The sequence below is a fragment of the Fulvimarina manganoxydans genome (assembly GCF_900176465.1).
Taxonomy (GTDB): Bacteria; Pseudomonadota; Alphaproteobacteria; order Rhizobiales; family Rhizobiaceae; genus Fulvimarina; species Fulvimarina manganoxydans.
Map to the genome: position 1 here is coordinate 29,138 of NZ_FWXR01000014.1, position 24,269 is coordinate 53,406.

The 24,269-nt window shown below is 63.2% G+C and carries 15 protein-coding genes; 5 read left to right on the top strand and 10 right to left on the bottom strand.

All coding sequences use genetic code 11. The features are described 5' to 3' along the window. The first annotated feature begins 1 nt into the window (after position 1). Together B9A15_RS23415 and B9A15_RS14735 are read left to right on the top strand one after the other, a co-directional pair. Positions 2-5,665 carry a LamG-like jellyroll fold domain-containing protein gene (locus B9A15_RS23415; protein ID WP_084411087.1) on the top strand — a complete coding sequence of 1,888 codons (5,664 nt, stop codon included), beginning with the start codon at positions 2-4 and terminating at the stop codon, positions 5,663-5,665. A 234-nt stretch (positions 5,666-5,899) separates the two neighbouring features. Next, the gene (locus B9A15_RS14735) at positions 5,900-9,340 is read left to right on the top strand and encodes a galactose oxidase-like domain-containing protein (RefSeq protein ID WP_084411089.1); all 3,441 of its coding nucleotides are present in this window, start codon (positions 5,900-5,902) and stop codon (positions 9,338-9,340) included. A 34-nt stretch (positions 9,341-9,374) separates the two neighbouring features. On the opposite strand, the gene B9A15_RS14740 is transcribed toward B9A15_RS14735, so the two are convergent. Beyond that, complete coding sequence (locus tag B9A15_RS14740; RefSeq protein ID WP_170923313.1) at positions 9,375-10,091, bottom strand: transporter substrate-binding domain-containing protein; 717 nt, start codon at positions 10,089-10,091, stop codon at positions 9,375-9,377. A gap of 230 nt (positions 10,092-10,321) precedes the next feature. Here B9A15_RS14740 and B9A15_RS14745 point away from each other — a divergent pair, with 230 nt between their 5' ends. Continuing rightward, a complete protein-coding gene (locus B9A15_RS14745; protein ID WP_084411093.1) occupies positions 10,322-10,990 on the top strand; it encodes an HAD-IA family hydrolase in 669 nt (222 codons plus the stop codon). A 48-nt stretch (positions 10,991-11,038) separates the two neighbouring features. Here B9A15_RS14745 and B9A15_RS14750 read toward each other — a convergent pair whose 3' ends face one another. From B9A15_RS14750 to B9A15_RS14785, 8 genes are all read right to left on the bottom strand, one after another. Continuing rightward, positions 11,039-11,266, bottom strand: coding sequence for a hypothetical protein (locus B9A15_RS14750; RefSeq protein ID WP_084411095.1), 228 nt, complete (start codon positions 11,264-11,266; stop codon positions 11,039-11,041). A 116-nt stretch (positions 11,267-11,382) separates the two neighbouring features. Next, complete coding sequence (locus B9A15_RS14755; protein ID WP_084411097.1) at positions 11,383-11,895, bottom strand: RNA pyrophosphohydrolase; 513 nt, start codon at positions 11,893-11,895, stop codon at positions 11,383-11,385. 111 nt (positions 11,896-12,006) lie between these two features. Next, a complete protein-coding gene (locus tag B9A15_RS14760) occupies positions 12,007-13,206 on the bottom strand; it encodes a divergent polysaccharide deacetylase family protein (RefSeq protein WP_244556968.1) in 1,200 nt (399 codons plus the stop codon). Between the two features lie 161 nt (positions 13,207-13,367). Continuing rightward, the gene (locus tag B9A15_RS14765; RefSeq protein WP_084411101.1) at positions 13,368-14,711 is read right to left on the bottom strand and encodes a S41 family peptidase; all 1,344 of its coding nucleotides are present in this window, start codon (positions 14,709-14,711) and stop codon (positions 13,368-13,370) included. After that, the gene (locus tag B9A15_RS14770; RefSeq protein WP_170923314.1) at positions 14,701-16,377 is read right to left on the bottom strand and encodes a peptidoglycan DD-metalloendopeptidase family protein; all 1,677 of its coding nucleotides are present in this window, start codon (positions 16,375-16,377) and stop codon (positions 14,701-14,703) included. Before B9A15_RS14770 ends, B9A15_RS14765 begins: the two co-directional genes overlap by 11 nt. A 291-nt stretch (positions 16,378-16,668) precedes the next feature. Further along, a complete protein-coding gene (rlmH, locus tag B9A15_RS14775; protein ID WP_084411220.1) occupies positions 16,669-17,151 on the bottom strand; it encodes a 23S rRNA (pseudouridine(1915)-N(3))-methyltransferase RlmH in 483 nt (160 codons plus the stop codon). A gap of 459 nt (positions 17,152-17,610) precedes the next feature. Further along, positions 17,611-18,021 carry a ribosome silencing factor gene (gene rsfS / locus B9A15_RS14780; RefSeq protein WP_139798405.1) on the bottom strand — a complete coding sequence of 137 codons (411 nt, stop codon included), beginning with the start codon at positions 18,019-18,021 and terminating at the stop codon, positions 17,611-17,613. Positions 18,022-18,224: 203 nt separating this feature from the next. Continuing rightward, on the bottom strand, positions 18,225-18,689 hold the full coding sequence (locus tag B9A15_RS14785) for a YbgC/FadM family acyl-CoA thioesterase (RefSeq protein WP_084411107.1): 465 nt from the start codon (positions 18,687-18,689) through the stop codon (positions 18,225-18,227). A gap of 163 nt (positions 18,690-18,852) precedes the next feature. On the opposite strand from B9A15_RS14785, the gene B9A15_RS14790 reads away from it, so the two are divergent. Continuing rightward, entirely contained in the window at positions 18,853-21,039 is a 2,187-nt protein-coding gene (locus B9A15_RS14790) for an esterase-like activity of phytase family protein (protein ID WP_084411109.1), read from the top strand. 500 nt (positions 21,040-21,539) lie between these two features. Here the strand turns inward: B9A15_RS14790 and B9A15_RS14795 are convergent, their stop codons facing one another. Further along, complete coding sequence (locus B9A15_RS14795; protein WP_084411110.1) at positions 21,540-23,207, bottom strand: AMP-binding protein; 1,668 nt, start codon at positions 23,205-23,207, stop codon at positions 21,540-21,542. A gap of 119 nt (positions 23,208-23,326) precedes the next feature. Between B9A15_RS14795 and B9A15_RS14800 the strand changes: the two genes are divergently transcribed. Then, complete coding sequence (locus tag B9A15_RS14800) at positions 23,327-24,247, top strand: alpha/beta fold hydrolase (protein ID WP_170923315.1); 921 nt, start codon at positions 23,327-23,329, stop codon at positions 24,245-24,247. The last annotated feature ends 22 nt before the right edge of the window (positions 24,248-24,269 follow it).

A 24,269-nucleotide genomic window follows, 5' to 3' on the forward strand; every position in this document is an offset into this window, starting at 1 on the left:
CATGATTCAGTCCGATATCCGCGACATCGAAGGCAATGGCGAATGGGGCCCGATTTTGTCATGGCCGATCATTCCGCTGCATTCGGTCGTGCTTCCCGACGGAAAGGTGCTGTCCTTCGGCTCGACCGAGCAAGGGATGCAGGGCGGCCAGTTCGTCTACGACCTTTGGGACCCGGAAACCGGCGCCCATCGCACGCTGGAGAACACGACGGGCACGAACATCTTCTGCTCGAACATGGCGATCGATCCCAAGACCGGCAATGTGATCATCATGGGCGGCGATCATAATGGCGAGCCGGGCTATGGCGCGCTGACCGGTCGCCAGGACGTGCTCGTCTTCGACTACGAGAAGCAGGAGATTCGGGACGCGCAGGGCGGCGACGCAAATTTCGATCTCGCTTATGGCCGCTATTACGGCACGACCGTAACCCTCTCCAACGGCGAAATCCTCATGGTCGGCGGCCGTGACGAGAATTACGAGACCCCGACGATCGCGGAAGTCTACAACCACGAGACCGGCATTCGTCAGTTGACCGGCGCGGAGATGCCCGATCTCAAGGCCAATCCCGATGGCTCGACCATGACGAGCACGGACGGCAATTATTGGTATCCCCACGCCTTTGCGACCAGCAAGGGCGATGTCGTCGTCATCGAAGCCGATGGCGAGACGATGTACCGGATGACGACCGAAGGCACCGGTTCGGTCCAGGAGATCGGCACGCTTCCCTTCAAGTCCTACACGCTGAACTCGTCGATCATGTATCGGCAGGACAAGATCATGCTGACGGACGATGATGGCGGTCTGTGGACCATCGACGTTTCCGGATCGAAACCGCAATTCGAAAAGGTCGCCCAGCTCGACAGCGCCCGCACCGATGCCGGCTTCGTGCCGCTCGCCGATGGCCGGATCGCGATCGTCGGGGGCGGCAGCGCCTATGACCAAGGCAACATCCTCGAGGACGCCCAGAAAGCCGTCGCGATCTGGAATCCGGACGACAACTCCGTCGTCTATCAGGCCGATGCGGCGCTCGCCCGGCTCTATCATTCGACGGCGCTGATGCTGCCGGACGGCACGATCTTCTCGGGCGGCGGCGGCGCGCCGGGTCCGCTCACCAATCTCAATGCCGAGGTCTTCACGCCGTCCTATCTCTTCGACGAGAACGGCAATCTCGCCGACCGCCCCGAAATCACCTCGGCGCCGAAGAATGTCTCGACCGGCGACAGCTTCGAGATCAAGGTCGACGACGCCTCGGATGTCGCGATGGTCACGATGCTGCGCTCGGGCGCCATGACCCACGCGCGCAATTCCGATCTGCGTTTCGAAAAGCTGAGCTTCGAGGTCGTCGACGATCAGACGATCAAGGTTCAGCTGCCGACGAGCGGCGCGGCGATGCCGGGCATGTGGATGCTGACCACCGTCGACGAGGCGGGCGTTCCCTCTAAGGCCAGCCTTCTGGGCATCGACATGGTGCCGCTGGTCGACACCGGCCCGCTCGAAGCCAACAATCCGATCTACAATATCGACGACGAACAGATCAACGGCGCCTTCGAGCTGACGGTTGAAGCGCGCTACGACGATATCGACGCCGGCAACTATCAGCGTGTCTTCGATTTCGGCAACGGCCCCGCTCAGGACGAGATCTGGCTTGGACAGGTCGGGTCCAGCACGGACATGCGTTTCGAGATCATCCAGAACGGCCAGACCTTCAACATCACCGCGCCGGGCGCGATCCTCGAGAACGAGATCGCGACCTGGAAGGTCTCGGTCGACGAGACCGGCTTCATGCAGCTCTTCAAGAACGGCACGGAGGTCGCAAGGGGCCAGGGCGTCGTGCCGGTCGATGTCGAACGCACCCAGAATTTCGTCGGCGCCTCCAACTGGCCTGCCGACAGCTATCTGCGCGGCATGGTGCGCAATCTCGAAATCACCAATGATCTCGGCGCGACGGATGGCGACGACATGATCACCGGCACGGCCGGCGACGACGTGATCGACCCGCTCGGCGGCAACGACGTAGTCGATGCCGGCGCCGGGAACGACGCGGTCTATGCGAGCGCCGGGAACGACACGCTCGATGGCGGCGCGGGCAACGACACGCTGCGCCTTGATTCCGCCTCGCGTCCCGCCGGTGACTGGAGTGTCGATCTGGCGGCCGGAACGGCCGGGCCCACGGGCCAGCCGGACGCCAATATCGTGAAGAATTTCGAGAATGTCGTCGGCGGTGCCGGCAACGACAACATCGCCGGCACTGACGGCAACAACGAGTTGAGCGGCGGGGCCGGAGACGATCGGCTGACCGGGCGCGGCGGCAACGACATACTCGATGGCGGCGCCGGAACCGATACCGCCGTCATGGCCGGCAGCCTCGCCGATTATACGGTCGAGGTCCGCACGCCCCATGATATGGCCAATATGGGCGGCATGGGCGCCATGGCCCCAACCCTCTCGCTGACCGCCGCGAGCGGCGCGGTCACGCTGCTGAAGAACATCGAATCAGTCCGCTTTGAAGGCGAGGACAAAACCTACACGATCGACGAAGTGGCGAGCCAGGAAGGCGACAACGGCGGAGGCGGCGAGACGCCGACCGACTACCCGGACATCAACGGCGCCTTCACCGCCGAAGCGACGGTTCGCTTCGACGATATCGACGGCGGCGCCTGGCAGCGCGTCTTCGACTTCGGCAATGGCCCGGACAGCGACAATGTCTGGCTCGGCCAGTTCGAGAACAGTGATGACATGCGCTTCGAGGTCCTGATCGGACAGACGAAATACTCGATCACCGCCGAGAACGCGATCGTCGAAGGGGAAAGCGCGACCTGGAAGGCCACGGTCGACGAGACCGGCTTCATGCGGCTCTACAAGGACGGCCAGTTGGTCGCCGAGGGTGAAGGCGCGGTGCCGGCCGATATCGACCGGGCGAACGAATTCCTCGGCAAGTCCAACTGGCCGGGCGACACGCCGCTTATCGGCGAAGTGACGAGCTTTGACCTCAAGGACGGCGTCGACCCGGTCGATGGCGGCGGCACGGACGACGGGATCATCACCGGCACCGACGGGGATGACATTCTCGTCGGCACGGATGGCGCCGATCTCTTCAAGGCGAGCGCCGGCAGTGACAGCTATGACGGCAAGGACGGCAACGACATCGTCGAGATCGCCGGTTCTGCCGCCGATTACACCGTTACTCTCGTCGGGGACGACGAAGTCCGTCTCACCGACGTGAATGGCGCCACCAAGAGCCTGACCCGCATCGAACAGGTCCTCTTCCTCGGCGAGGACAAAACCTACACGATCGACGAGGTTCGGGCGCTGATCGACGATGGGGGCGAGACGCCGACCGACTATCCCGACATCAACGGCGCCTTCACCGCCGAGGCGACGGTTCGCTTCGACGATATCGACGGCGGCGCCTGGCAGCGCGTCTTCGACTTCGGTAACGGCCCGGACAGCGACAATGTCTGGCTCGGCCAGTTCGAGAACAGCGACGACATGCGCTTCGAGGTCCTGATCGGACAGACCAAATATTCGATCACCGCCGAGAACGCGATCGTTGAAGGCGAGACCGCGACCTGGAAGGCCACGGTCGACGAGACCGGCTATATGCGGCTCTACAAGGACGGCCAGTTGGTCGCCGAGGGCGAAGGCGCGGTGCCGGCCGATATCGACCGGGCGAACGAATTCCTCGGCAAATCCAACTGGCCGGGCGACACGCCGCTTATCGGCGAAGTGACGAGCTTTGACCTCAAGGACGGCGTCGACCCGGTCGATGGCGGTGGCACGGACGAAGGCCAGGTGTTCCCCGGTTCGCCGTCCGATGAATTCCTCACGGGCACAGAGGGCGACGATCTCTTCAAGGCCAGCACCGGACGAGACGGCTTCGACGGTCGTGGTGGCTCCGATACGGTCGAAATGGGCGGCAAGATCGCCAATTACGAGATCAAGATCGACGGCGACAAGGTCATCATGACCGACACGACGACGCCCTATCCGTCGGTCAAGACGCTCATCAATATCGAGTCGGTGTTCTTCCCGGACGTGAACAAGGGCTACACGATCGAGGAGGTCCGGGCTCTGGCCGAAGGCGGCGAGGAGCCGAGCGGAAACTTCTTCCCCGGCACGGGCCAGGACGACAACCTGATCGGCACCAGCGAGGACGATCGATTCGGCGCGAGCACCGGCAACGACAAATATGATGGCCTCGACGGAAACGATCTCGTCGAACTTTCGGGATCTGCGAAAGACTATACCGTCGAGATCATCAGCAATGTCGCTGTGCTTCTCACCGACGAGAGTGGCGAGACCAAGCGCCTGACCCGGATCGAGGAAGTCCGCTTCCTCGGGGAGGACAAGACCTACACGATCGACGAGGTCCGCGCACTCGCAGACGACGGCGGCGAGCCAGGCGATGGCGGCGGCGACGTCAATGTCATCAATGCGCCGGGCGGCTATGTCGCCGGTACCGACGGGGCGGACCGCTTCATCGGGACAGAGGGCAAGGACACCTTCTACGGCGGCAAGGGCAACGACGTCTATGAGGGCAAAGGCGACTACAACCAGGTCGACTATGACGGCAAGGCGAGCGACTACCAGTTCGTCCGCAACGCCGACGGCACGGTGACCGTCACCCATCCGACCTATGGCACCGACACATTGGACGGCATCGACGGCTTCTGGTTCCGGGGCGAGGAGAAGTGGTATCCGATCGAGGATCTCGCCGCGGAAGCTCCGATCGACGGCGGCGGCGAGCCTGATGGCGACTTCAACGTCATCAATGCCACCGGCGGCTATGTCGAGGGAACCGATGGCGCCGATCTCTTCATCGGCACGGGAGGCAAGGACACCTTCTATGGCGGTAAAGGCGACGACGTCTACAAGGGCGGCGCCGGCTACGACCAGGTCGATTACGACGGGAAGGCGAGCGATTATAGCTTCGTCCGCAACACCGACGGCTCGGTGACCGTCAGCCATCCGACCTACGGGACCGACACGTTGGAGGGGATCAACGGCTTCTGGTTCCGTGGTGAAGGCAAATGGTATGCCTTCGACGACCTCGTCTCGACGACGCCGACAGATGGCGGCGGGGAGCCCGGCGACGGGGGCGGTGACGGTGAGCCCGGCGATGGCGGCGGCGAACCCGGCGATGGCGGCGGAACCGATGGCGGGATCAATGTCATCAACGCGCCCGGCGGCTATGTCGCGGGCACCGACGGGGCGGACCGCTTCATCGGCACCGAGGGTCGCGACACCTTCTATGGCGGCAAGGGCGACGACGTCTACAATGGCGGCGCCGGCTACGACCAGGTCGACTATGACGGGAAATCGCAGGATTACGATTTCAAGCAAAACGCCGACGGCACCGTCACCGTGAGCCATCCGACCTATGGCACCGACAAGCTCGAGGGAATTAACGGTTTCTGGTTCCGCGGCGAAGAGAAATGGTACGGGCTCGATTCACTCGTGAGCAGCAAGGCCGCCGCGCCGGCCCCCGCTCTCAGCGCGATCGAGAGCGCCGAAGCTGCCCCGGCCGAGACACCGGATGCGGAGGATGCGGCTCTCGTCACGGCGACGACCCAATTCTTCGGCGACGATCTCAGCGCCGATGCGGGCGCTTCGGACCATGACGCCGGCCAACATCATGCGGACGATCACCACGCCCTCACCTGATGATCCGAACCGCGCGAGGCCCGGTATCACGCGATCGGGCCTCGCGCTTCAAATCTCGGGGGGTCGCGCCGGGTCTGACCGAGGCGGCACCAAGGGAACGGAGAGCGTCCAGCGATTGGGGGTAATCGCCCGACGCTCTCGCGCCTTGCTCGTTTCAACGGGCTCTTCAGGATTTCGACGGAGAGACGCCGGGTCTTTCTGCGAACGAGCGTTTCTTGAGTGGGGACTGGCAGCATGGACATTCGACGCAGTGGAGAATGGGGCGAACTGATCGACTGGCCGGTGGTCGCCATTCACTCAATCGTCATGCAGAACGGCAAGGTCATGACCTTCGGGACGGACGTCTCGGGCAATCAGGGCGCCATGATGGTCCATGACGTCTGGGACCCGGTGACCGGCGAGCACCAGCTTCTCGAACACCACATGCACACGCCGACGGACATCTTCTGCGCTGCCGCCGTGCTTCTGCCGGGCACCAATAAGGTGCTGATCGCCGGCGGCGACTCGCGCGGCGAAGGCCGCCCGATCAATATGGGCGTCAACGACGTCAACGTGTATGATATCGATACCGGCGAGATCCATCCGGCGAGCGATGGCGAAATGAACGCCGCGCGCTGGTATCCGACGACGATCGCACTGCCGACCGGCCAGGTCCTCATCCTCGGCGGCTCGGATGCCAATGGTGTCGGCGTGGCGACGCCCGAGATCTACACCCCCGGCCAGGGCTGGCGCAGCCTTCCGGGCGCCACCGATCAGGACGTCGCCGACTTCTTCGACTATCCCAAGACCTGGGTGGCTCAGGACGGCAAGGTCTACTATTTCGCCAATGGGCGGGGATCGGACGGCGTTCAGGATCTCGTCGCGCTCGACCCCTCCGGCGAAGGCAGCATCGAGAAGATCGCCTCGATGCCCTTTACTGCGGCCTGGGAGTCCCCGGCGATCATGTTCGACACCGGCAAGGTGCTGATCAGTGACATCGGCACCGATCTCTGGGTCATGGACATCAACGGCCAGACCCCGACCTTCGAGAAGGTCGGAACGATGCCGCAAGAGCGCAACTATTCCGACATGACCGTGCTCGCCGACGGCACGGTCATGATCAATGGCGGTAGCGGCAAGGACAATCTGGAGGCCTATGCCCAGACGACCGCCATCATCTTCGATCCGAAGACCAGCGAGATTCGCGAAGTGGGAGAGGAAGCCCATTCCAGGCTCTACCACTCGACGACGGTCCTTCTCCCCGACGGCACCGTCCTGTCCTCCGGCGGCGGTTCGGCGGACAATGCCGAGAAGACCTTTCTCGACTCCCAGATCTACAAGCCCGGCTATCTCTTCGACGAGACCGGCGCGGACGCTATGCGGCCGGTGATCGAAGACGCGCCGAAAAGTGTCGATCCGGGCGATGCCTTCGTCATCACCGTCGACGACGCGGACGCGATCGCATCGCTGCGTATGGTGCGGACCGGCGGCACGACCCATGTGCTCAATGTCGATGCCCGGGCGATCGTGCCGGATTTCGTCAAGCTGGACGACCATCGCATCGAGGTGCGCCTGCCCGAGAACGAAGCAGTCTCGCCGGCGGGCTTTTGGATGTTGTTTGCCTGGAACGCCGACGGCGTTCCCTCCGTCGCACCGATCGTCTCGATCGAACCGAGAGACGGCTTCTATGACGGCATCGGCGATGTGGAAGCGCTCTATTTTGCGGTCGATCAAAAGGTGACGAGCCTCGACCAGGTCGATTTCGACGCCGCGCCGCTCCATACGCAAGCCGTCGTCACGATCGACGAGGACACCTCCCACGCATTCTACGAAGGCGGGCCCAAGGATCATTTCGCCGTCCGCTATCAGGGCAGCTTCGATGTGACCGAGACCGGATCCTACAGCTTCTATCTGACGGCCAATGATGCGGCGCGCCTCACCATTGACGGACAGCGGGTCGCCGATCTCGCCGACCTCAAGCAAACGACGACGAGCACCGTCACTTTGACGCTCGAGGCCGGCATTCACACGATCGGGGTCGATCATCTGGCCGAGACCGGGCCGTCGGTCATCGACCTCGACTGGTCGGGTCCGACCTTTTCGCGAAAACAGCTAACCTTTGACGGGCTCGATTCGATATCCCCTGGCGATGGTGGCAGCGAGATCAATGTAATCGCGGCGCCCGGAGGCTATGTCGCGGGAACCGACGGCGCCGATCGCTTCGAGGGAACGGCGGCCGACGACACCTTCTATGGCGGTCTTGGCGACGACGTCTATCGCGGTGGCGTCGGCTACAACCAGGTCGACTATGACGGCAAGGCTGCCGATTACACGTTCACCCACGAGGCCGACGGCACCGTCACGGTTTCGCACCCGATCTATGGCACCGATACGCTGTCCGATATCGACGGCTTCTGGTTCCGGGGCGAAGGCAAGTGGTATCCGATCGCCGATCTCGTCACCGATGGCGGTGGTGAGGGCGGCGAACCCGGCGAGCCGGCCGAACCAGGAAACGACGTCAATGTCATTGCTGCGCCCGGCGGCTACATCGAGGGGACGGACAGGGCCGATCGCTTCGAGGGAACGGCGCAGAACGATAGCTTCTATGGCGGTCTCGGCGACGACATCTATCGCGGCGGCGCCGGCTATAACCAAGTCGATTACGATGGGAAGGCATCGGACTACAGCTTTGCGCGCAAAGCCGACGGCACCGTTACTGTTACCCATCCGACCTACGGCACGGACACGCTGACCGATATCGGCGGCTTTTGGTTCCGGGACGAGGAAAAGTGGTACCCGCTCGACGAGCTCGTGAGCGAGGCTCCGAGCGATGGCGGAGGAAGCGGCGGCGAGCCGGGCGACACCGTCAATGTCATCGCGGCCCCTGGCGGCTATATCGCCGGCACCGATGGGGCCGATCGCTTCGAGGGCACCACGGCGAACGACACCTTCTATGGCGGGACAGGCAACGACATCTATCTCGGCGCGGCCGGCTATAACCAGGTCGACTATGACGGCAAGGCGTCCGACTACGTCTTCGCCCGCAAAGCCGACGGAACCGTGACCGTCACCCATCCGACCTATGGCAGCGATACGCTCTCCGACATCGGCGGCTTCTGGTTTCGCGGCGAAGAGAAGTGGTATCCGCTCGACGATCTCGTCAGCGAGGCCCCGAGCAATGGCGGGGGAAGCGGCGGCGAGCCCAGCACCGATATCAATGTCATCGCGGCACCGGGCGGCTATGTCGAAGGCACGGACGGGGCCGATCGCTTCGAGGGAACGATCGCGAATGACACCTTCTATGGCGGAGCCGGAAACGACATCTATCTCGGCGGCGCCGGCTATAATCAGGTCGACTATGACGGCAGGGCGGTGGACTATGTCTTCACCCGCAACGCCGACGGCACGCTGACGGTCTCTCATCCGACCTATGGCGCCGACACGCTTTCGGATATCGACGGTTTCTGGTTCCGGGGTGAAGAGAAATGGTACGCCTTCGAGGAGATCGGGGCCGCCATCCAGGCCACGCCGGCTCTGAATCGTCTATCCGACGAGAGCGCAGACGATACGGGCGATGACGATGCCGCACTCCGCACGGAGGTCGATCTGTTCTTCGCAGACGACCTCTCAGCCGATTACGAGGCGCCGCTCGCCTCCGAGGACGTTCATTCCGTCCATGACCACGCGATGGCCTGATCGAGATCGCTTGCCTGCCGGGTAACGACGAGGTTCAAGGCGCGACCGCCAGACTGTTCTGGCCGCTCTCGTCGAGGGCCCGGCGCACGAAACCCTCCTCCTTCGCCCGGCGGACGAAATCGCTGAGGGCCGGCGCCATCTCGCCCTTGGCAACCGGCAGGGCCATGGCCTGCTCGATCGCCGAGATCGCCCCGCTTAGAAAGCGGTAATCCGGGTCTTTCGCAAAGGCCGCCTCAAGAGATTGGCGCACGCCCGCGACGGCATCGGCGCTGCCCGGCTCCGACCGAAAGCGGTCGAAAGAGGCTTTCGGCGTCTCGGCGCGCACGAGGTCGAGATGGCGGGCATTGGCCGTCAGATAGAGGTCATAGGCCGAATTCCGGGCGACGAGGAGCCGCGTCTGCGGCCGGTCGAGCTCGTCCACATGGCTGAGCTGCGAATCCTGTCGAACGACGGCCGTCGCCTCGATCAGGACGTAAGGGTCGGAATAAGCGATCGCCTCCGCCCGTTCCTTGTCGATTGCCAGGAATGCGATGTCCCAGGCATCGGACGGCGCGGCGGCAACGACCTTGCCGGCGCCTTCGAAGAGGATGAAGTCAGGCTCGGCTCCGATCTCATCGCAGAGGCGCCTCGCAAGCGCGACGGTCACGCCCGAAAGGGCCCCCGTCATCTCGTCCTGCCGGGCAAGAGCCGCATTGCCGAGATTGATCGCGACCTTGAGCTTGCCGTCCCGTTTCAAACCGTCAAGCGTCACATTCCCCTCCCCTTCGATCCACGGCGATATCGGCCGATTGTTGGCCCGCCCATGGGCCGACCCTCTCAGCGCCTTACTTTCTGGCGTGCTGATCCGCTCGTAGCGTGTGCCATAAACTATGACGCACTTGGTAAGCGACCAGCTCATAAGCGGCAGTCGGAGCCGAGCCGCCCGTTTTTACGTTGTCCCTGCGAGCACACCGGCAAACACACCCATCGAAAGGCATCGTCATGGCACCTTCGAAAGTCGTCGTCTTCGACATCATCGAGACTGTCTTCTCGCTGGAACCTGTTCGCCATGGACTGGCCAGCGCCGGTTTCGATCCATCGGACCTCGAAACCTGGTTCGCCTTCGGGCTGCGCGATGCCTTCGCCCTCAATGCGACGGGTGATTTCGTCCCCTTCAAGGAGGTTCTCGACGGCGCTTTGGAGCAGCTTGCCGCCACGCGCGGCCTTGCCATCGGGCAGCATCGCCGTTCCGCGATCTTGTCGACTATGGCGCAACTCACCCCGCAAAAGGGCGCGGCCGAGATGTTTCAGGCTTTGCAGGAAGCGGGCCTGCCGATCCACGCTTTGTCTCACGGCGCCGTGTCCGCGACGGCGAACCTCTTCGATCAGGCTCAGATGCGTCATTTCCTGACGGGCATTCATTCCGTCGAACCCGCCAAGGCGTTCAAGCCGCGCGGCGAGGTCTATCGCGCCGCCCTCGCCGAGATCGGCGTCGAGCCGCAGGACGCGATGATGGTCGCCGCCCATGCCTGGGACTGCCATGGTGCGAAAGCGGTGGGCATGCGCACCGCCTTCGTCTCAAGGGGCCATCCGGTGCCGGCCTCCATGGCAAAGCCGGATATCGTCGTCGAAGACCTTACGGACCTGCCAGCCGCGATCCTGTCCGAGTAAAGACGACAGCGGCGCGCCTTTGACGCGCCGCGTCGTCTGCGCGTCGGCTTATCGACCGCTTGCCAGACGGGCGCTGTTGCCGTGCCAATCGTCCATGGCGGCAACACCGGTTGCGCCAGACCGCGCCCCGTCCGTGTCCGGGCGGCTCGCCAGATCATAGGCCGTCAAGGCGACGAAGCCGGCGATCGTGAGAATGCCGGCGATCTTGGAGGCGGAGGCGGACGGCATGTCCGCACTGGCCCAGAAGCGGGGCGATCTTTCTTCAAGCAGGGCCATCGGCTCTCTCCATCGTTTCAACCAAAGCGATGGAGTTTAGATCGACCCTTCTTCGCCATCATTCAAACGAATGTATTGAATGATGGGCATCAGATTGATTGATGAGAAGTCTTGATTCAACCCGCGAGATGGCGAAAGGCCTTCACGACCTCCTCATAGACCCCGCGCTTAAAGGGCACGATCAGGTCAAGAAGCTCGTCCATCGGCTTCCAGGCCCATTCGTCGAATTCGGCGGCATGGCCCGCCGGCGGTGGATTGATCTGAATCTCGCTTTCGTCGCCCTCGAAGCGGAAGGCGAACCAGCGCTGGGTCTGGCCGCGAAAGCGCCCTTTGAGCGCCACGCCGACCAGTTCGGGCGGCAGATCGTAATTGATCCAGTCCGGCGCCTCGTGAAGCAGCGAGACCGTCTTGATGCCGGTCTCTTCCCATAGCTCGCGCTGGGCGGCGGGAAGCGGCTCCTCGCCCTCGTCGATGCCGCCTTGGGGCATCTGCCAGAGCTTCGTCGCCCCGGTCATTTCGCCCTTGTCCTCGATCTTCCGCCGGCCTGCCCAGACGAGACCCTCGCGGTTCAGGACCATGATCCCGACGCAGGGACGATAGGGCAGATTCTCGAATTCGATCGGCTTCATGTGGCCTCACCCCTCTGTGCCATCCGGCCGAAGGGGTCAGCTCCGGCCGTCCGGCGAAGTATCGCGCGCCAAGGCTCCGCGACAAGGCCTGCACTGAGGAGGATCGGTTCGTCAGCGACGCTCGGGATCGAGGGCCGCGGCTGAAACGGGGATGATCTCGACGCCCCGCTTCTCGGCTTCAGCGATCCAGTCGGCAATCACCGCAGTCGATGCTTCGAAGGCGGAGGCGACGCCGACGGCCGTTCCCTTCGCCCGCGCGGCCTGTTCGAGCTGGTCGAGGCGGCGTCGAATCTCGCCCGGCTCCTGAACCGCATCCAGCACCATATCGGTCGTCGCAGCTGGCACAGAGGCGAGCTGCGCCACATCGCCGGCGACCGAGCGCATGGACGAGCCGTCGTCGAGATACATGAGGCCCCGGCGCGAGAGTTCGCGCATCAAGGGGTCGAGCGCGACAGCATTGGCGCTCAGCTGGCCGCCCATATAGTTCATGATGCCGACATAGTTGGTCAGCCGGCCGAGCGAGGCATAGAGCGCGGAGAAATCCTCGCCGCGCATCGCCTCGGCCGTGACCGTGTTCTCGCCCGGATCGACGGTTGGATAGCCGACCGGCTCCATCGGCACCTGCAGAAGAATTTCATGCCCTTCTCGCCGGGCGGCCTGCATCCAGCGATCCAGACTGTTGCCGTTGGCGGCGAATGCGAATGTGACCCCCGGCGGCAGAGCCTGAATGGCGGCCTGGGTTCCGGTCTGGCTGATGCCGAGCCCACCGACGACGATGGCGATCCGAGCGCCCAAGCGACCCGAGCTGCGGCCCGCATAGACGTCGAAGGGCCGGCGGCCGTCCGGCCCGCGCATGGGCAACGGCCCGTATTCCGTTTTCTCGATCAGAGCGTCGTCGGGAAGATGGGCCATCATCGGCGACTGGCGCAGATCGGCGACGTCCATCACCGTGACGGTCGCGGGTTGATAGGGCGCGTCCGCCGCCATCGGCTGCTCACCAAGCCGCTGCTTGGCGAGAGCGGCATCCACGTCGATCGACAAGGCCCCGCCGCGCGTGCGCCGCGAGGACGGCTCCGCGATTTCGGTGGTCGCGTTGGCGGCAAGCTGCGCGGCGCGCTCCGCCAGCCTATCACCAGAGCCGCGCTCGGGCCGATCGAGATAGGCGGGAAAGGCCGACAATCCGGCCAGAACGAGGAAGGCGAGCAGCAGCCCCCCATCACCCGCCGTTGGGCGAAGCCAGCGGCGGCGGGAGGAATCGATCGTCAAGGGGCGATGAAGCTCGGCGTACATGGCGCCGCAGACTAGGCGCATCGCCCTTCGCGAGGCTTGCCGGATATCGGACGAGCCGGCGCGACCCAATTTGCGCGGGACCAAAAGGCCCCCCAAAATACAGAACGGCCCAGGCAACACTGCCCGGGCCGTTCAACATCTTCGCATTCAGTCGATCGCGCTGGACACGGTGTGCGCAGCGATCAGTTCGCGGCGGCCTTCGCCTCCTGCTTCGGCGGGAACATGGCGTTGGTCTTCACGCCATTCAGGAGATCCAGCGCATATTGCAGCTGCAGATCCTTGTCGCGCTCCGGCGGCACGTAGCTCGATGAGCCCGAGCCTTCGTCCGTCTCCTCGGCGCCGGTGATGTGACCGCGCAAGGAGGATTCGCCGCGGCTGACCTCTTCTTCCGGATCAAGGCCCATCTGCGCCTTGATCTCGTCGGGAAGCGGCTGATCGACTACGATATCCGGGTCGATGCCGCGGCCCTGGATCGAGCTGCCCGACGGCGTGTAGTAGAGTGCCGTGGTCAGGCGCATAGCGCCGGCCGAACCGAGCGGAATGATCGTCTGCACCGAACCCTTACCGAAGGAGCGAGAGCCGACGACCGTGGCGCGGCGCTGATCCTGCAGGGCACCGGCGACGATCTCGGAGGCCGAGGCCGAACCACCATTGATCAGCACGACCAGCGGCTCACCGGCGATCTCGTCACCCTGGCGGGCATTGTAACGACGGGTCTCGTCGGCGTTGCGGCCACGGGTCGAGACGATCTCGCCTTTGTCAAGGAAGGCGTCGGAGACCGACACTGCTTCGTCGAGAAGGCCGCCCGGATTGGAGCGCAGGTCGAGGACGAAGCCCTTCAGCTTGTCGCCGAGCTTGGCCTTGATCTCTTCGATGCCTTCTTCGAGACCGACGGTCGTCTGCTCGTTAAAGGAATTGACCTTGATATAGCCGACATCGCCGATCTCCTCGAACTTCACCGACTTCACGGTGATGAGGTCACGGGTCAGCGACATGCGGATCGGCTTCTCCGCGCCTTCGCGAACGACGGTTAGCTTCACGTCGGTGCCGATCTCGCCCTTCATCTTCTCGACCGCTTCCGACAGAGTCAGGCCGCGAACGGGATCGCCATCGATCTCGACGATGAGATCGCCGGAGAGAATGCCGGCCTTCTCGGCCGGGGAGTCGGCGAAGGGAGAGCCTTCGACGAGAACCACCTCGTCCTTCATGGTCACTTGGATGCCCAGACCGCCGAACTGGCCGCGGGTCTGGGTTCGCATGTCCTGCGCTTCCTTGGCATTCATGTAGCTGGAATGCGGATCGAGCGAGGTCAGCATGCCGTTGATCGCCGTCTCGATCAGCTTCTGGTCGTCCGGCTCCTCGACATATTGTGCCCTGACGCGCTCGAAGACGTCACCGAAGATTGCAAGCTGCCGATACGTATCGGAGCCGGCCGCGTTCGCCACGCCCGCATTCTGGCCGACGACGGTCACCGCCGCCGCGCCCGCGAGCGCCCCGGCGAAGAGTATCGAAAGCTTACGAATCATTCCCCGTCCTTCCAGAGGTCTCGTCGATCCACCACGAAGAGGGATCGACCGGTTTTCCTGCTTTACGGAATTCCACATAGAGCGCCGGCCCGCTGGCGCCGAAATCCGCCATATTGACGCTCGCGATACGCCGAGCTCCCATCGCCGCTACCGGCTCTCCGGCGGAAACGAATTGACCGCTCTCCACATCGATCCGGTCCATCCCCGCTAAAACGACATGATAGTCATCGCCGGCGTCCAGGATCAAGACTTGTCCATAAGAGCGGAATGGGCCCGAATACAAAACAGTCGCATCGGCCGGCGCCGTCACCACGTCGCCAGGCCGTGTCGCAAAGGAAGCTCCCGTTACGACGCGGCCGATATCGTCCCTGTCCCCGAACCCGATGAGTTGCCGTCCTGCCACCGGTGGAGACAAACGCCCCTGGAGTGACGAAAATGCGGCAGTGGGCTGCAAAGCCTTGATGTCACGGCGAAGTGAGTCGATGTCGTATTGTTGCAGCGCCGGCGCGGCTTCGTCCGGCGCAAGCGCTGCAACGCGCATGCTCTTTTCAGCCGTAACGGGGCCGGAGGTGTCGGCCTCGGCGATATTGGTTTCACTCGCCTCCAGCGCGGCGCTTTCGGCTATTTCGCTCTGCTGCGCCTCAGCCTCTTCGCTCTGCTGCACCTCGGCTTCGGCAATCTTTCGCGCCTTCTCCTCCGCCGCCTGTCTTTCAGCCTCCAGGCGCATTTCTTCGGCCTTGGCTTCCAGGCGCGCGCGCTCGGCCGCTTCGGTCAGCCGTGCCGTCTTCACGTCCTCGTCAAGGGACGCGATCAGCGATTTCAGATCCTCGGCCTTGGCCGCAAGCTCTTCAGCGCGCTCGGACGCGGCCGTCTGCTTATCCCGGTTTTCAGCCTCGAGCGCGGCCTTCGTCTCGGCCAGACGATCGAGGCGGGTTTCCTCTCGCCGAAAATTGGCGAGCTGGTCGCCATAGCGCTGCATCTCGCTGTCGAGCTCGGCGCGCAGATCGCGAAGCCGCGTCAGATCGGCGAGAAGCACTTCCGTCTCGTGGCGCAATCCCGGCACGACCGAGCCGAGAAGAATGGCGCTGCGCACCGATCCGAGCGCATCCTGTGGCTTGACGAGAAGCGCCGGCGGCGGCTTGCGTCCCATGCGCTGGAGGGCGGCGAGCACCTGAGCGAGAAGTCCGCGCCGCTCGACGAGCGAGGCTTCGATCACGCCCTCCTCGCCGGACAATTTGGAAATCCTCTCTTCGACCGCATTAAGTGACGCGCTGGCGGCCTTCTGCTTCTCAGCTGCCTCGATCATCGCCGCACGGATCGCCTCGCGATCGGAGCGAAGGGTCTCGATCTCGGCATTGAGGGCGGTCAGCGTGTCCTGATTGAGGGTGATCGTTCCGGCGATCCGATCGAGTTCGGACAGGGTATCGAGACGCTGGCGCTCCAAAACCTCGGAGCGGGCCGGAGCGAGCGCTGCGGTGAGCATGGGGTCGGTCGCGGCGTTCAAGACCGGATCGGCATCAAGACCGCTTGCGGCCTCCTGGGCCCGGCCGATCGAGCTGACCAAGGCACCGGCCAGAACGCCCGCCATGAGACAGACGATCAGTGCCAAGCGGCCATTGCCGGCCGGCTCACGCGTCCTTCCGCTCTGGCTCAGACTTCGTCCCACCCGCACTCCGTCCGGTTTGAAACGCGCGATGATCGAGACAAGCGGAGCTTTGTCGAGCCCGCCCATCGCGGCCTATCGGGCTCGCCAAGCTCGGTTCGACCGGAACCGATTGCCCGTCACCCGCTCTCGAAAAGCCGTCCCCACGCGGCCGCCGAACATTCGAACATCATAGACTTAACAAAGGATCAACCATGGATGAGCAAGCGGTTTCGCGCCCTCCCGAGCGATTGCAAAGCGATCGTTGCCCGGTGGTGACGGTCCAGACGATCTCGCGCATCCCGTCGGCATCCCTCACGCCCGGTGATAGGGGTGGCCGGCCATGATGGTGGCGGCCCGGTAGAGCTGCTCGGCGAGGAGAATGCGGGCGATCTGGTGCGGAAAGGTCATCCGGCCGAGGGACAGAACGCAATCGGCGGACTTACGCATGTCCTTCTCATGGCCGTCGGGCCCGCCCAGGATCAAAGCACAGGCTTTGGCGCCGTCGTCGCGCCAGCGGCCGAGGCGGTCGGCAAAGGCGACCGAGCTCAGCATCTCGCCGCGCTCGTCGAGGATGATGGTCTTGGCGCCCGCCGGCATCGCGCCAGTGAGACGTCCCGCCTCCTCGCGCATTCGCTCCTCGACGGACGAGGCGCGGGACTCGGGAAACTCCGTCAGACCCTGCCATTCGAGCCCCATGGCCGGCCCGGCCTTGGCGAGCCGCTCCAGATAGCGCTCGGCCAATTCCCGCTCGGGCCCCGCTTTCATCCGCCCGATGGCGGCGATGAGAAGTTTCATGAACGCCTTGCAAATGAGATCGATGAAAGGAATGGCGCATGCCGCCGAGCCCTGCGGCGGGCAATGCACGCAGACATGCAAAAGCTTTCGGATCGCGAGTCAGCGGGCGCCCAAGATCCATAAGGGGCGCTTGCTTTCAGGTGAGCCGATAGAGCTTGCGCGCCAGAACGCCTTCGGCGTCGAAAGCGACGTCTCTGTTACAGGCCAAAAACCGGGTCGCTGGCAGTCAGCGGTGCGCGCGCCATGCCCGTCGAAGAGACAAACATGCTCATCTGCCACCGGCAAAGACGGAGACGTCAAGCGCAGCACATCGATGCCTCCTCAAAAGATGAGGGGCGCCCAGCCAAATGCGGACGCAGGACCGCTCCCGTCGCATCGCCTGTCCAGCACGGAGACTGCCGAACATCTCAGTCGATGTTCGGCCGATCCTTCCACTTGCCGACGCCCTGCCGGACCGGCTCAGTGAACCGTCGCCACAGCCTCTCCGCCGACGCTCCACATCTTCTCGATATTGTAGAAGCTGCGGACTTCGGGCCGGAAGATGTGAACGATGAGGTCTCCCGTATCGATCAGCACCCAATCACCATTCTGCAGACCCTCGACCTTGGGCGCCTTGACGCCAATGGCTTTGAGATCGCGCAAGAGATGATCGGCGAGCGCCGAGACATGTCGGTGGGATCGGCCCGAGGCGATCACCATGTGATCGGCGAGAGCGGACTTGCCCATCATGTCGATGGAGACGAGGTCCTCGGCCTTCGAATCATCGAGGCTCTTAAGGACGAGGTTCAAGACCGTCCGGGCGTCCGTCTCATCGACGGCGGCGGGCGTGTCGGAAGCGACGGCGTCGAAGCCGTTCTTCACTTCAGCCATTGGTCTCAGTGTCGTTTTCCCTTTCTGAACGACCATAGACCGGAGCCGGGAGGCACCGGCTGTAAGTAAGGTGGCAGTGATCTGCGACGGTTTCAAGACAAAGGCATAGCGGCATTTCGGCGACGTCGATGTTTCGCGCCATTTGCCGCTTGGCTGTTGTAGCGAAGTCTCGCGAGAACGGGGCCAAATTATCGCGGTCAGACCTAAGCAGCGGTATCGTCAGACTTAAATCGTTCGCCGCCCAGCGTCTCGGACACGGCCGTCGGCATGCGCATCGGTTTTCCCTCCGGCGAGATCACCGCGACCTTCACCTTCGCCGTCAGAAGCGCTTCGCCACCGCGCGAAACCGTCTGGTCGAGAAGAATGCGCGCCCCACCGAGGCTGCGCGTCACGGTCGAGACCAGAAGGACGTCGTCGATCCGGGCGGATCTTAAAAAGTCGATCTCCATATGACGAACGGCGAAGGCCATGGGCGCCCCGAATTCGCCGGCGCTCAACGCGCGATGGCCGATGCCTTTCAGACGCAGAAAGTCCGAGCGACCCCTTTCGAGAAAATGAAGATATCGCGCGTGATAGACGACGCCCGAAAAGTCGGTGTCCTCGAAATAGACGCGCACGAACAACTCGTGCCCCGCCGGCGTCAGGCGCCCTGCCAGTCCGTCTTCCATAGCGTCATGCCTTTCATGTCTCGCGCGTGCGCAGTCTTGGCTGGCGAACGTACAGCGCCGGTCGTTGCGTCATCCAACTGTCATCCGCCGCAGGTCATAGAGGGGTCCGCCATGTCCCGACGGCCGGCTTTTCGGCCTCCAACACTAAAGGAAGGAGCCGCTCATGCAGCGCAGCCTCTTGAAAGCTCTTCTCGCTTCGTCCGCCCTCGCCGCCACGGTCGGTTTTGCTCAAGCCGAGCCGGTCTTCAACCGCATCGCATCCTTCCCTGTCGCGAGCAACCTGCCGGCCGACGCCGATCCCGCCACGGTGACCTCTTCCGAGATCATCACGGTCAGCCAGGATGGCAACACGCTGGTCTATTCCGACAGCCCGGCCGGCGGCATCGGCATGGTCGACATCACCGACCCGAAGGCGCCCAAGGCCGGCGGCTTCATCAACCTCTCCGGCGAGCCGACCTCCGTCGCGATCGCCGGGCCGGACGTTCTCGTCGGGGTCAACACCTCGGAGAGCTTCACCAATCCGTCCGGCCGCCTCGCCGTCATCGACGTTGCCGAGAAGAAAGAAATCGCCTCTTGCGATCTCGGCGGTCAGCCGGATTCCGTCGCCGTCTCCAAGGATGGCCAGTTCGCGGCCGTCGCTATCGAGAACGAGCGCGACGAAGATCTGAATGACGGCGCCCTGCCGCAGATGCCGGCCGGCTATGTCACCATCTTCAACCTGAAAGACGGCGCGCCGGACTGCGCTTCGATGAAAAAGGTCGAACTCACCGGCCTGTCCGACATCGGCGGCGACGATCCGGAGCCGGAATTCGTCGATTTCAATAGCGCCAACGAGATCGTCGTCACGCTGCAGGAGAACAACGCCCTCGCCATTATCGATGCGGCGAGCGGCAAGGTGACCAACCACTTCTCCGCCGGCACGGTCGACCTTCAGAACATCGACACCGACGACAATGGCGAGATCGCCCTGACGGGCAGCCAGGAAGCGCGCAAGCGCGAGCCGGATGCCGTCCAGTGGATCGATGACGATCGCTTCATCACCGCCAATGAGGGCGACTACGAGGGCGGCTCGCGCTCCTTCACCGTCTGGGACAAGGACGGCACGGTCCTCTACGAATCCGGCCCATCCTTCGAATATGAGTTGGTGCGCGCCGGCCATTACCCGGACAAGCGTTCGGATGCCAAGGGCATCGAGCCGGAAGGTCTCGAAGTCGCGAGTTTCGACGGCACGACCTATGCCTTCGTCCTTTCCGAGCGCGGCTCGGCGGTCGGCGTCTACAAGATCGGCGAAGGCGATCCCGAATTCACCCAGCTTCTGCCCTCCGGCATTGCCCCGGAAGGCGCCGTCGCGATCCCCTCGCGCAATCTCTTTGTCACCGCCAATGAGGAAGACCTCGTCGAGGATGGCGGCGCACGCTCCCATGTCATGATCTACGAACGCGCCGAGGGCACCCCGGCCTATCCGACCATCGTCTCCGTCGATCAGAATGGCATCCCGCTCGGCTGGGGTGCCTTGTCGGGCCTGGCGGGCGATCCTCAGGATGCCGCAAAGCTCTACTCGGTCTCGGACTCCTTCTACAAGAACCAGCCGCGCATCTTCACGATCGACGCTTCCTCGATGCCGGCCAGGATCACCGGTGCGGTGACGATCACCGAAAATGGCGAGCCGATGCAAAAGCTTGATCTCGAAGGCGTCACGCCCGATGGCGAAGGCGGCTTCTGGCTGGCGAGCGAGGGCAATCCGGAAAAGGAAATCCCCCATCGCATTCTGCATGTGAATAGCGACGGCGCGGTTCAGAAGGTGGTCGATCTGCCGAAGGAACTGTCGGACCAGTCGACCCGCTTCGGTGCCGAAGGCATCACCATGGCCGGCGACACGCTCTGGATCGCGATCCAGCGCGAATGGAAGGACGATCCGAAAGGCGAGGTGAAGCTTCTCGCCTACAAGCCGGCCTCCAAGGAATGGGGCGCGGTGCGTTATCCGCTCGATAAGGCCGAGAAAGGCTGGGTCGGCCTATCGGAGATCACCGCTCATGACGGGGCGCTCTACATCATCGAGCGCGACAACCAGATCGGCGAAGCGGCCAAGGAAAAGAAGCTCTACAAGGTTTCGCTCGATGGTCTGACCCCGGCCCCGCTCAGCGGCGACCTGCCGCTCGTCGAAAAGACGGAGGCCCACGACTTCCTGCCCGATCTTCAGGCTTACAATGGGTTCGTCGTCGACAAGATCGAAGGCTTCACCTTCGCCGCCGACGGCACGGCCTATGCCGTCACCGACAATGATGGCGTCGACGATTCCTCCGGTGAGACCTTCTTCTTCAAGGTCAATCTCGGCGGGTCGGCGATGTAATCGCCTCGACGGGCAAAACGGCACGAAATCGAAAAGCGGGGCGTCGATCGGATCGACGCCCCGCTTTTTTTCCGTCGGTCATTGTTCGATGAGGTGCACTCAGTCCTCCCGCGTCATCTCCATAACGATCGCGGTATCTGCAGGGCTTGAAGGTGAGAGCGATCCCCCCGACGCTTCGTCATCCTCGCTCTCGCGAGAGAGCGGGGACCATGCCGTCACCATCTGAACCCGCATTCCGGTCGAGAAAGACCAAGATGAAAGACCGCAATCATTTGGAACTTTGAAGAGCGTGCGAGGCATGGGTCCTAAGGCCCTGGCGGGCCGAGGATGACGACCGGCATCAACGCTTCGACCAATCGTCCGCCGTTTCCATCCGACACAGCTGGACTAACGAAAGGACCTACGAAATCCGTTGGAGCGCTGTGCGATAGCGGTTTTCACGACGTTCACGTGCCGCGCGACTTTGATGCGGAACCCGACTGAAGCAGTCGGACCCCGTATCAATCGCGTAATTCCCGGCGCAGGACCTTGCCGACGGGGGACTTCGGCAGCTCGTCCCGAAATTCGATGATGCGGGGACGCTTGTAGCCGGTCAGCTGTTCGCGGCACCAGGTCTTGACCGCGTCCTCGTCGACGCTCTCGTCTTCGCGGACCACGAAGAGCTTCACGGCCTCGCCCGAATCCTCGTTCGGGACCCCGATCACGGCTGCTTCCAGAACGCCGGGCATCGCGACGACGGCATCCTCAATCTCGTTCGGATAAACATTGAAGCCGGATACGTTGATCATGTCCTTCTTGCGATCGACGATCGAGAAGAACCCGTCCGCATCCATCCGCCCGATATCTCCGGTGCGGAAGAAACCGTCTTGCGTCATCACCTTGGCGGTCTCGTCCGGCTTGTTCCAATAGCCGGCCATGACCTGCGGACCGCGAATCGCGATCTCGCCGATCTCGCCGACACCGAGGGCGCGACCCTCTTCGTCGAGCACCGCCATCTCGGTTCCGGGAATCGGCAATCCGATCGTGCCGGAGAATTCAACCTTATGGGTGGGGTTGCAGCTCGCTACGGGTGCCGTCTCGGAAAGGCCATAGCCTTCGCAGATCGACCGACCAGTGAGCGCTTCCCACATCTCGGCGGTCTTCTTCTGGACCGCCATGCCGCCGCCGACGGACAGAAGCAGGCTCGACCAGTCGATCTCTTTCGCCTTGGGATGACGTGCGATCGCCGTGAACAGGGTATTCACGGCCGGGAAGGAGTGGAACCGTCGTCCCTTGATCGCCTTCAACAGGGCGGGGATATCGCGCGGATTGGGGATGAGAATGTTGGCTCCGCCGGTGCGCATCGCCAGCATCATGCCGACCGTGAAACCGAAGATGTGATAAAGGGGCAGCGCGCAGACGAAGACGGGTTGTTCGTCGCTCTCCACCTGACCAAGGGCCGGCTTATACCAATATTCGGACTGGATGACATTGGCGACGACATTGCCATGGGTCAGCGTCGCACCCTTGGCCACACCGGTCGTCCCGCCCGTATATTGCAGCACCGCCACGTCATCGAGCGTCATCTCGAGCGGACGAAAACTCGCCTTCTCGCCATGTGAAAGCGCTTCGTGAAAAGAGATTGATCCCGGCAGATCATAGGACGGGACCATCTTCTTCACGTAGCGCAGGACGAAATTGACCAGAAAGCGCTTTGCCGTCGGCATCAGATCGCCCACCGAGGCGACGATCACATGCTCGAGTTCCGTCTCCTTCCGGCAGGCGGCGAGTGTCGAGGCCATATTCTCCAGAACGACGATCGCCTTGGCGCCGGAATCCGTCAGTTGGCGCTTGAGTTCTCCGGCCGTGTAGAGAGGATTGGTGTTGACGACGATCAGACCGGCCCTCAGCGCGCCTGCCACAGCCACCGGATAGGCAAAGACATTCGGCATCATCAGCGAGATGCGATCGCCCTTCTTCAAGCCCACCGACTGAAGATAGGCCGCGAACACTCGAGACTGATGCTCAAGATCGCGAAACCGCATTACGCTTCCCTGAAGATGGAAAGCGGGACTGTCGGCAAAACTGGAAAAGCTCTTATCTAGGAGATCCACCAAGGAGTGGTATTCATGTGGCGGCAGTTCATGCGGAACGCCTTCAGGATAACGATCGAGCCATGGCTTGTTCATGCGGTTCCTCACCAATTTTTGCGAGACACTAGCTGTAAATCAGGCCAAAGCAAGTGTTCTTGATGCGCGCGCCAGGGTTCGACACCGCCTTACACCATAAAAATAGAGGAGCGGCGGCGATGGACAGCCGATTGAAAGCCAAAATCGTCTCAGATGACGCAGACGATAAGCAACTCTTTACTTTCGAGCGCGGCGGACTGAGCTTGCGCGGCCGCCTCTATGGCCGGCTCGAATCGGAACCGCCGCTCGTTTGCCTGCCCGGCCTGACCCGCAACAGCCGCGATTTCGACGGGCTCGCCACGGCCTTGCGGGACCTCCGACCCGAATGGCCGATCGTCGCCTTCGATTCGCGGGGCCGCGGCCTATCGGAGCGCTGCGACGACCCCAACCTCTACAGCGTCCCGGAGGAGACGCTTGATCTTCTGGCCGGCCTCGACGCGCTCGGCATCGAACAGGCGGCTTTCCTCGGAACCTCGCGCGGGGTCCTTCTCATCCTCACGCTGGCCGCTTTCGCGCCCCAGCGGATCCTGGCGGCAATCTTCAATGATGCAGGCCCACGACTGGAAACCGCAGGCCTGAAGGCGATCCGCGCTCTTGTCGGGCAGGGCGAGACCTTCGAGACAATGGAAGACGCTGCAGTGCATGTCGCTGAGCTGTACGGTCCGACGTTTCCCTCCCTCGCCGAATCCGATTTCCGCAAGATGGCCGAGGCGCTCTACGACAAACGAGAAGACGGCCTCCTGGCGGCGGCCTACGACCCTCGGCTCGCCGAACCCTTCAACGCGCTTGATCTCGATCAGCCGCTTCCCGAACTCTGGGACCTTTTCGAAACGCTCGTGGATCGGCCGCTTCTCGTCCTCAGGGGGGAGATGTCGAACATCCTGTCGGCCGAGACCGCCCAGGAAATGGCCAAACGCCACCGCGATCTCGAACATCATATCGTCGAAGGCCAGGGCCATGCGCCCTGGCTCGATACGGCTGGCTTACCTCAGATCATCGCGAGCTTCCTTGCTCGCAGCCTTGGGCCGGCGAGGCCTTGAGCGGGCGAAGCGCCAAGGCCGC

Coding starts and splice junctions, on each gene's coding strand:
- B9A15_RS23415 (WP_084411087.1), top strand. CDS start 2: ATGATTCAGTCCGATATCCGCGACATCGAAGGCAATGGCGAATGGGGC.
- B9A15_RS14735 (WP_084411089.1), top strand. CDS start 5,900: ATGGACATTCGACGCAGTGGAGAATGGGGCGAACTGATCGACTGGCCG.
- B9A15_RS14745 (WP_084411093.1), top strand. CDS start 10,322: ATGGCACCTTCGAAAGTCGTCGTCTTCGACATCATCGAGACTGTCTTC.
- B9A15_RS14750 (WP_084411095.1), bottom strand. CDS start 11,266: ATGGCCCTGCTTGAAGAAAGATCGCCCCGCTTCTGGGCCAGTGCGGAC.
- B9A15_RS14755 (WP_084411097.1), bottom strand. CDS start 11,895: ATGAAGCCGATCGAATTCGAGAATCTGCCCTATCGTCCCTGCGTCGGG.
- B9A15_RS14760 (WP_244556968.1), bottom strand. CDS start 13,206: ATGCGCCTAGTCTGCGGCGCCATGTACGCCGAGCTTCATCGCCCCTTG.
- B9A15_RS14765 (WP_084411101.1), bottom strand. CDS start 14,711: ATGATTCGTAAGCTTTCGATACTCTTCGCCGGGGCGCTCGCGGGCGCG.
- rlmH (WP_084411220.1), bottom strand. CDS start 17,151: ATGAAACTTCTCATCGCCGCCATCGGGCGGATGAAAGCGGGGCCCGAG.
- rsfS (WP_139798405.1), bottom strand. CDS start 18,021: ATGGCTGAAGTGAAGAACGGCTTCGACGCCGTCGCTTCCGACACGCCC.
- B9A15_RS14785 (WP_084411107.1), bottom strand. CDS start 18,689: ATGGAAGACGGACTGGCAGGGCGCCTGACGCCGGCGGGGCACGAGTTG.
- B9A15_RS14790 (WP_084411109.1), top strand. CDS start 18,853: ATGCAGCGCAGCCTCTTGAAAGCTCTTCTCGCTTCGTCCGCCCTCGCC.
- B9A15_RS14795 (WP_084411110.1), bottom strand. CDS start 23,207: ATGAACAAGCCATGGCTCGATCGTTATCCTGAAGGCGTTCCGCATGAA.
- B9A15_RS14800 (WP_170923315.1), top strand. CDS start 23,327: ATGGACAGCCGATTGAAAGCCAAAATCGTCTCAGATGACGCAGACGAT.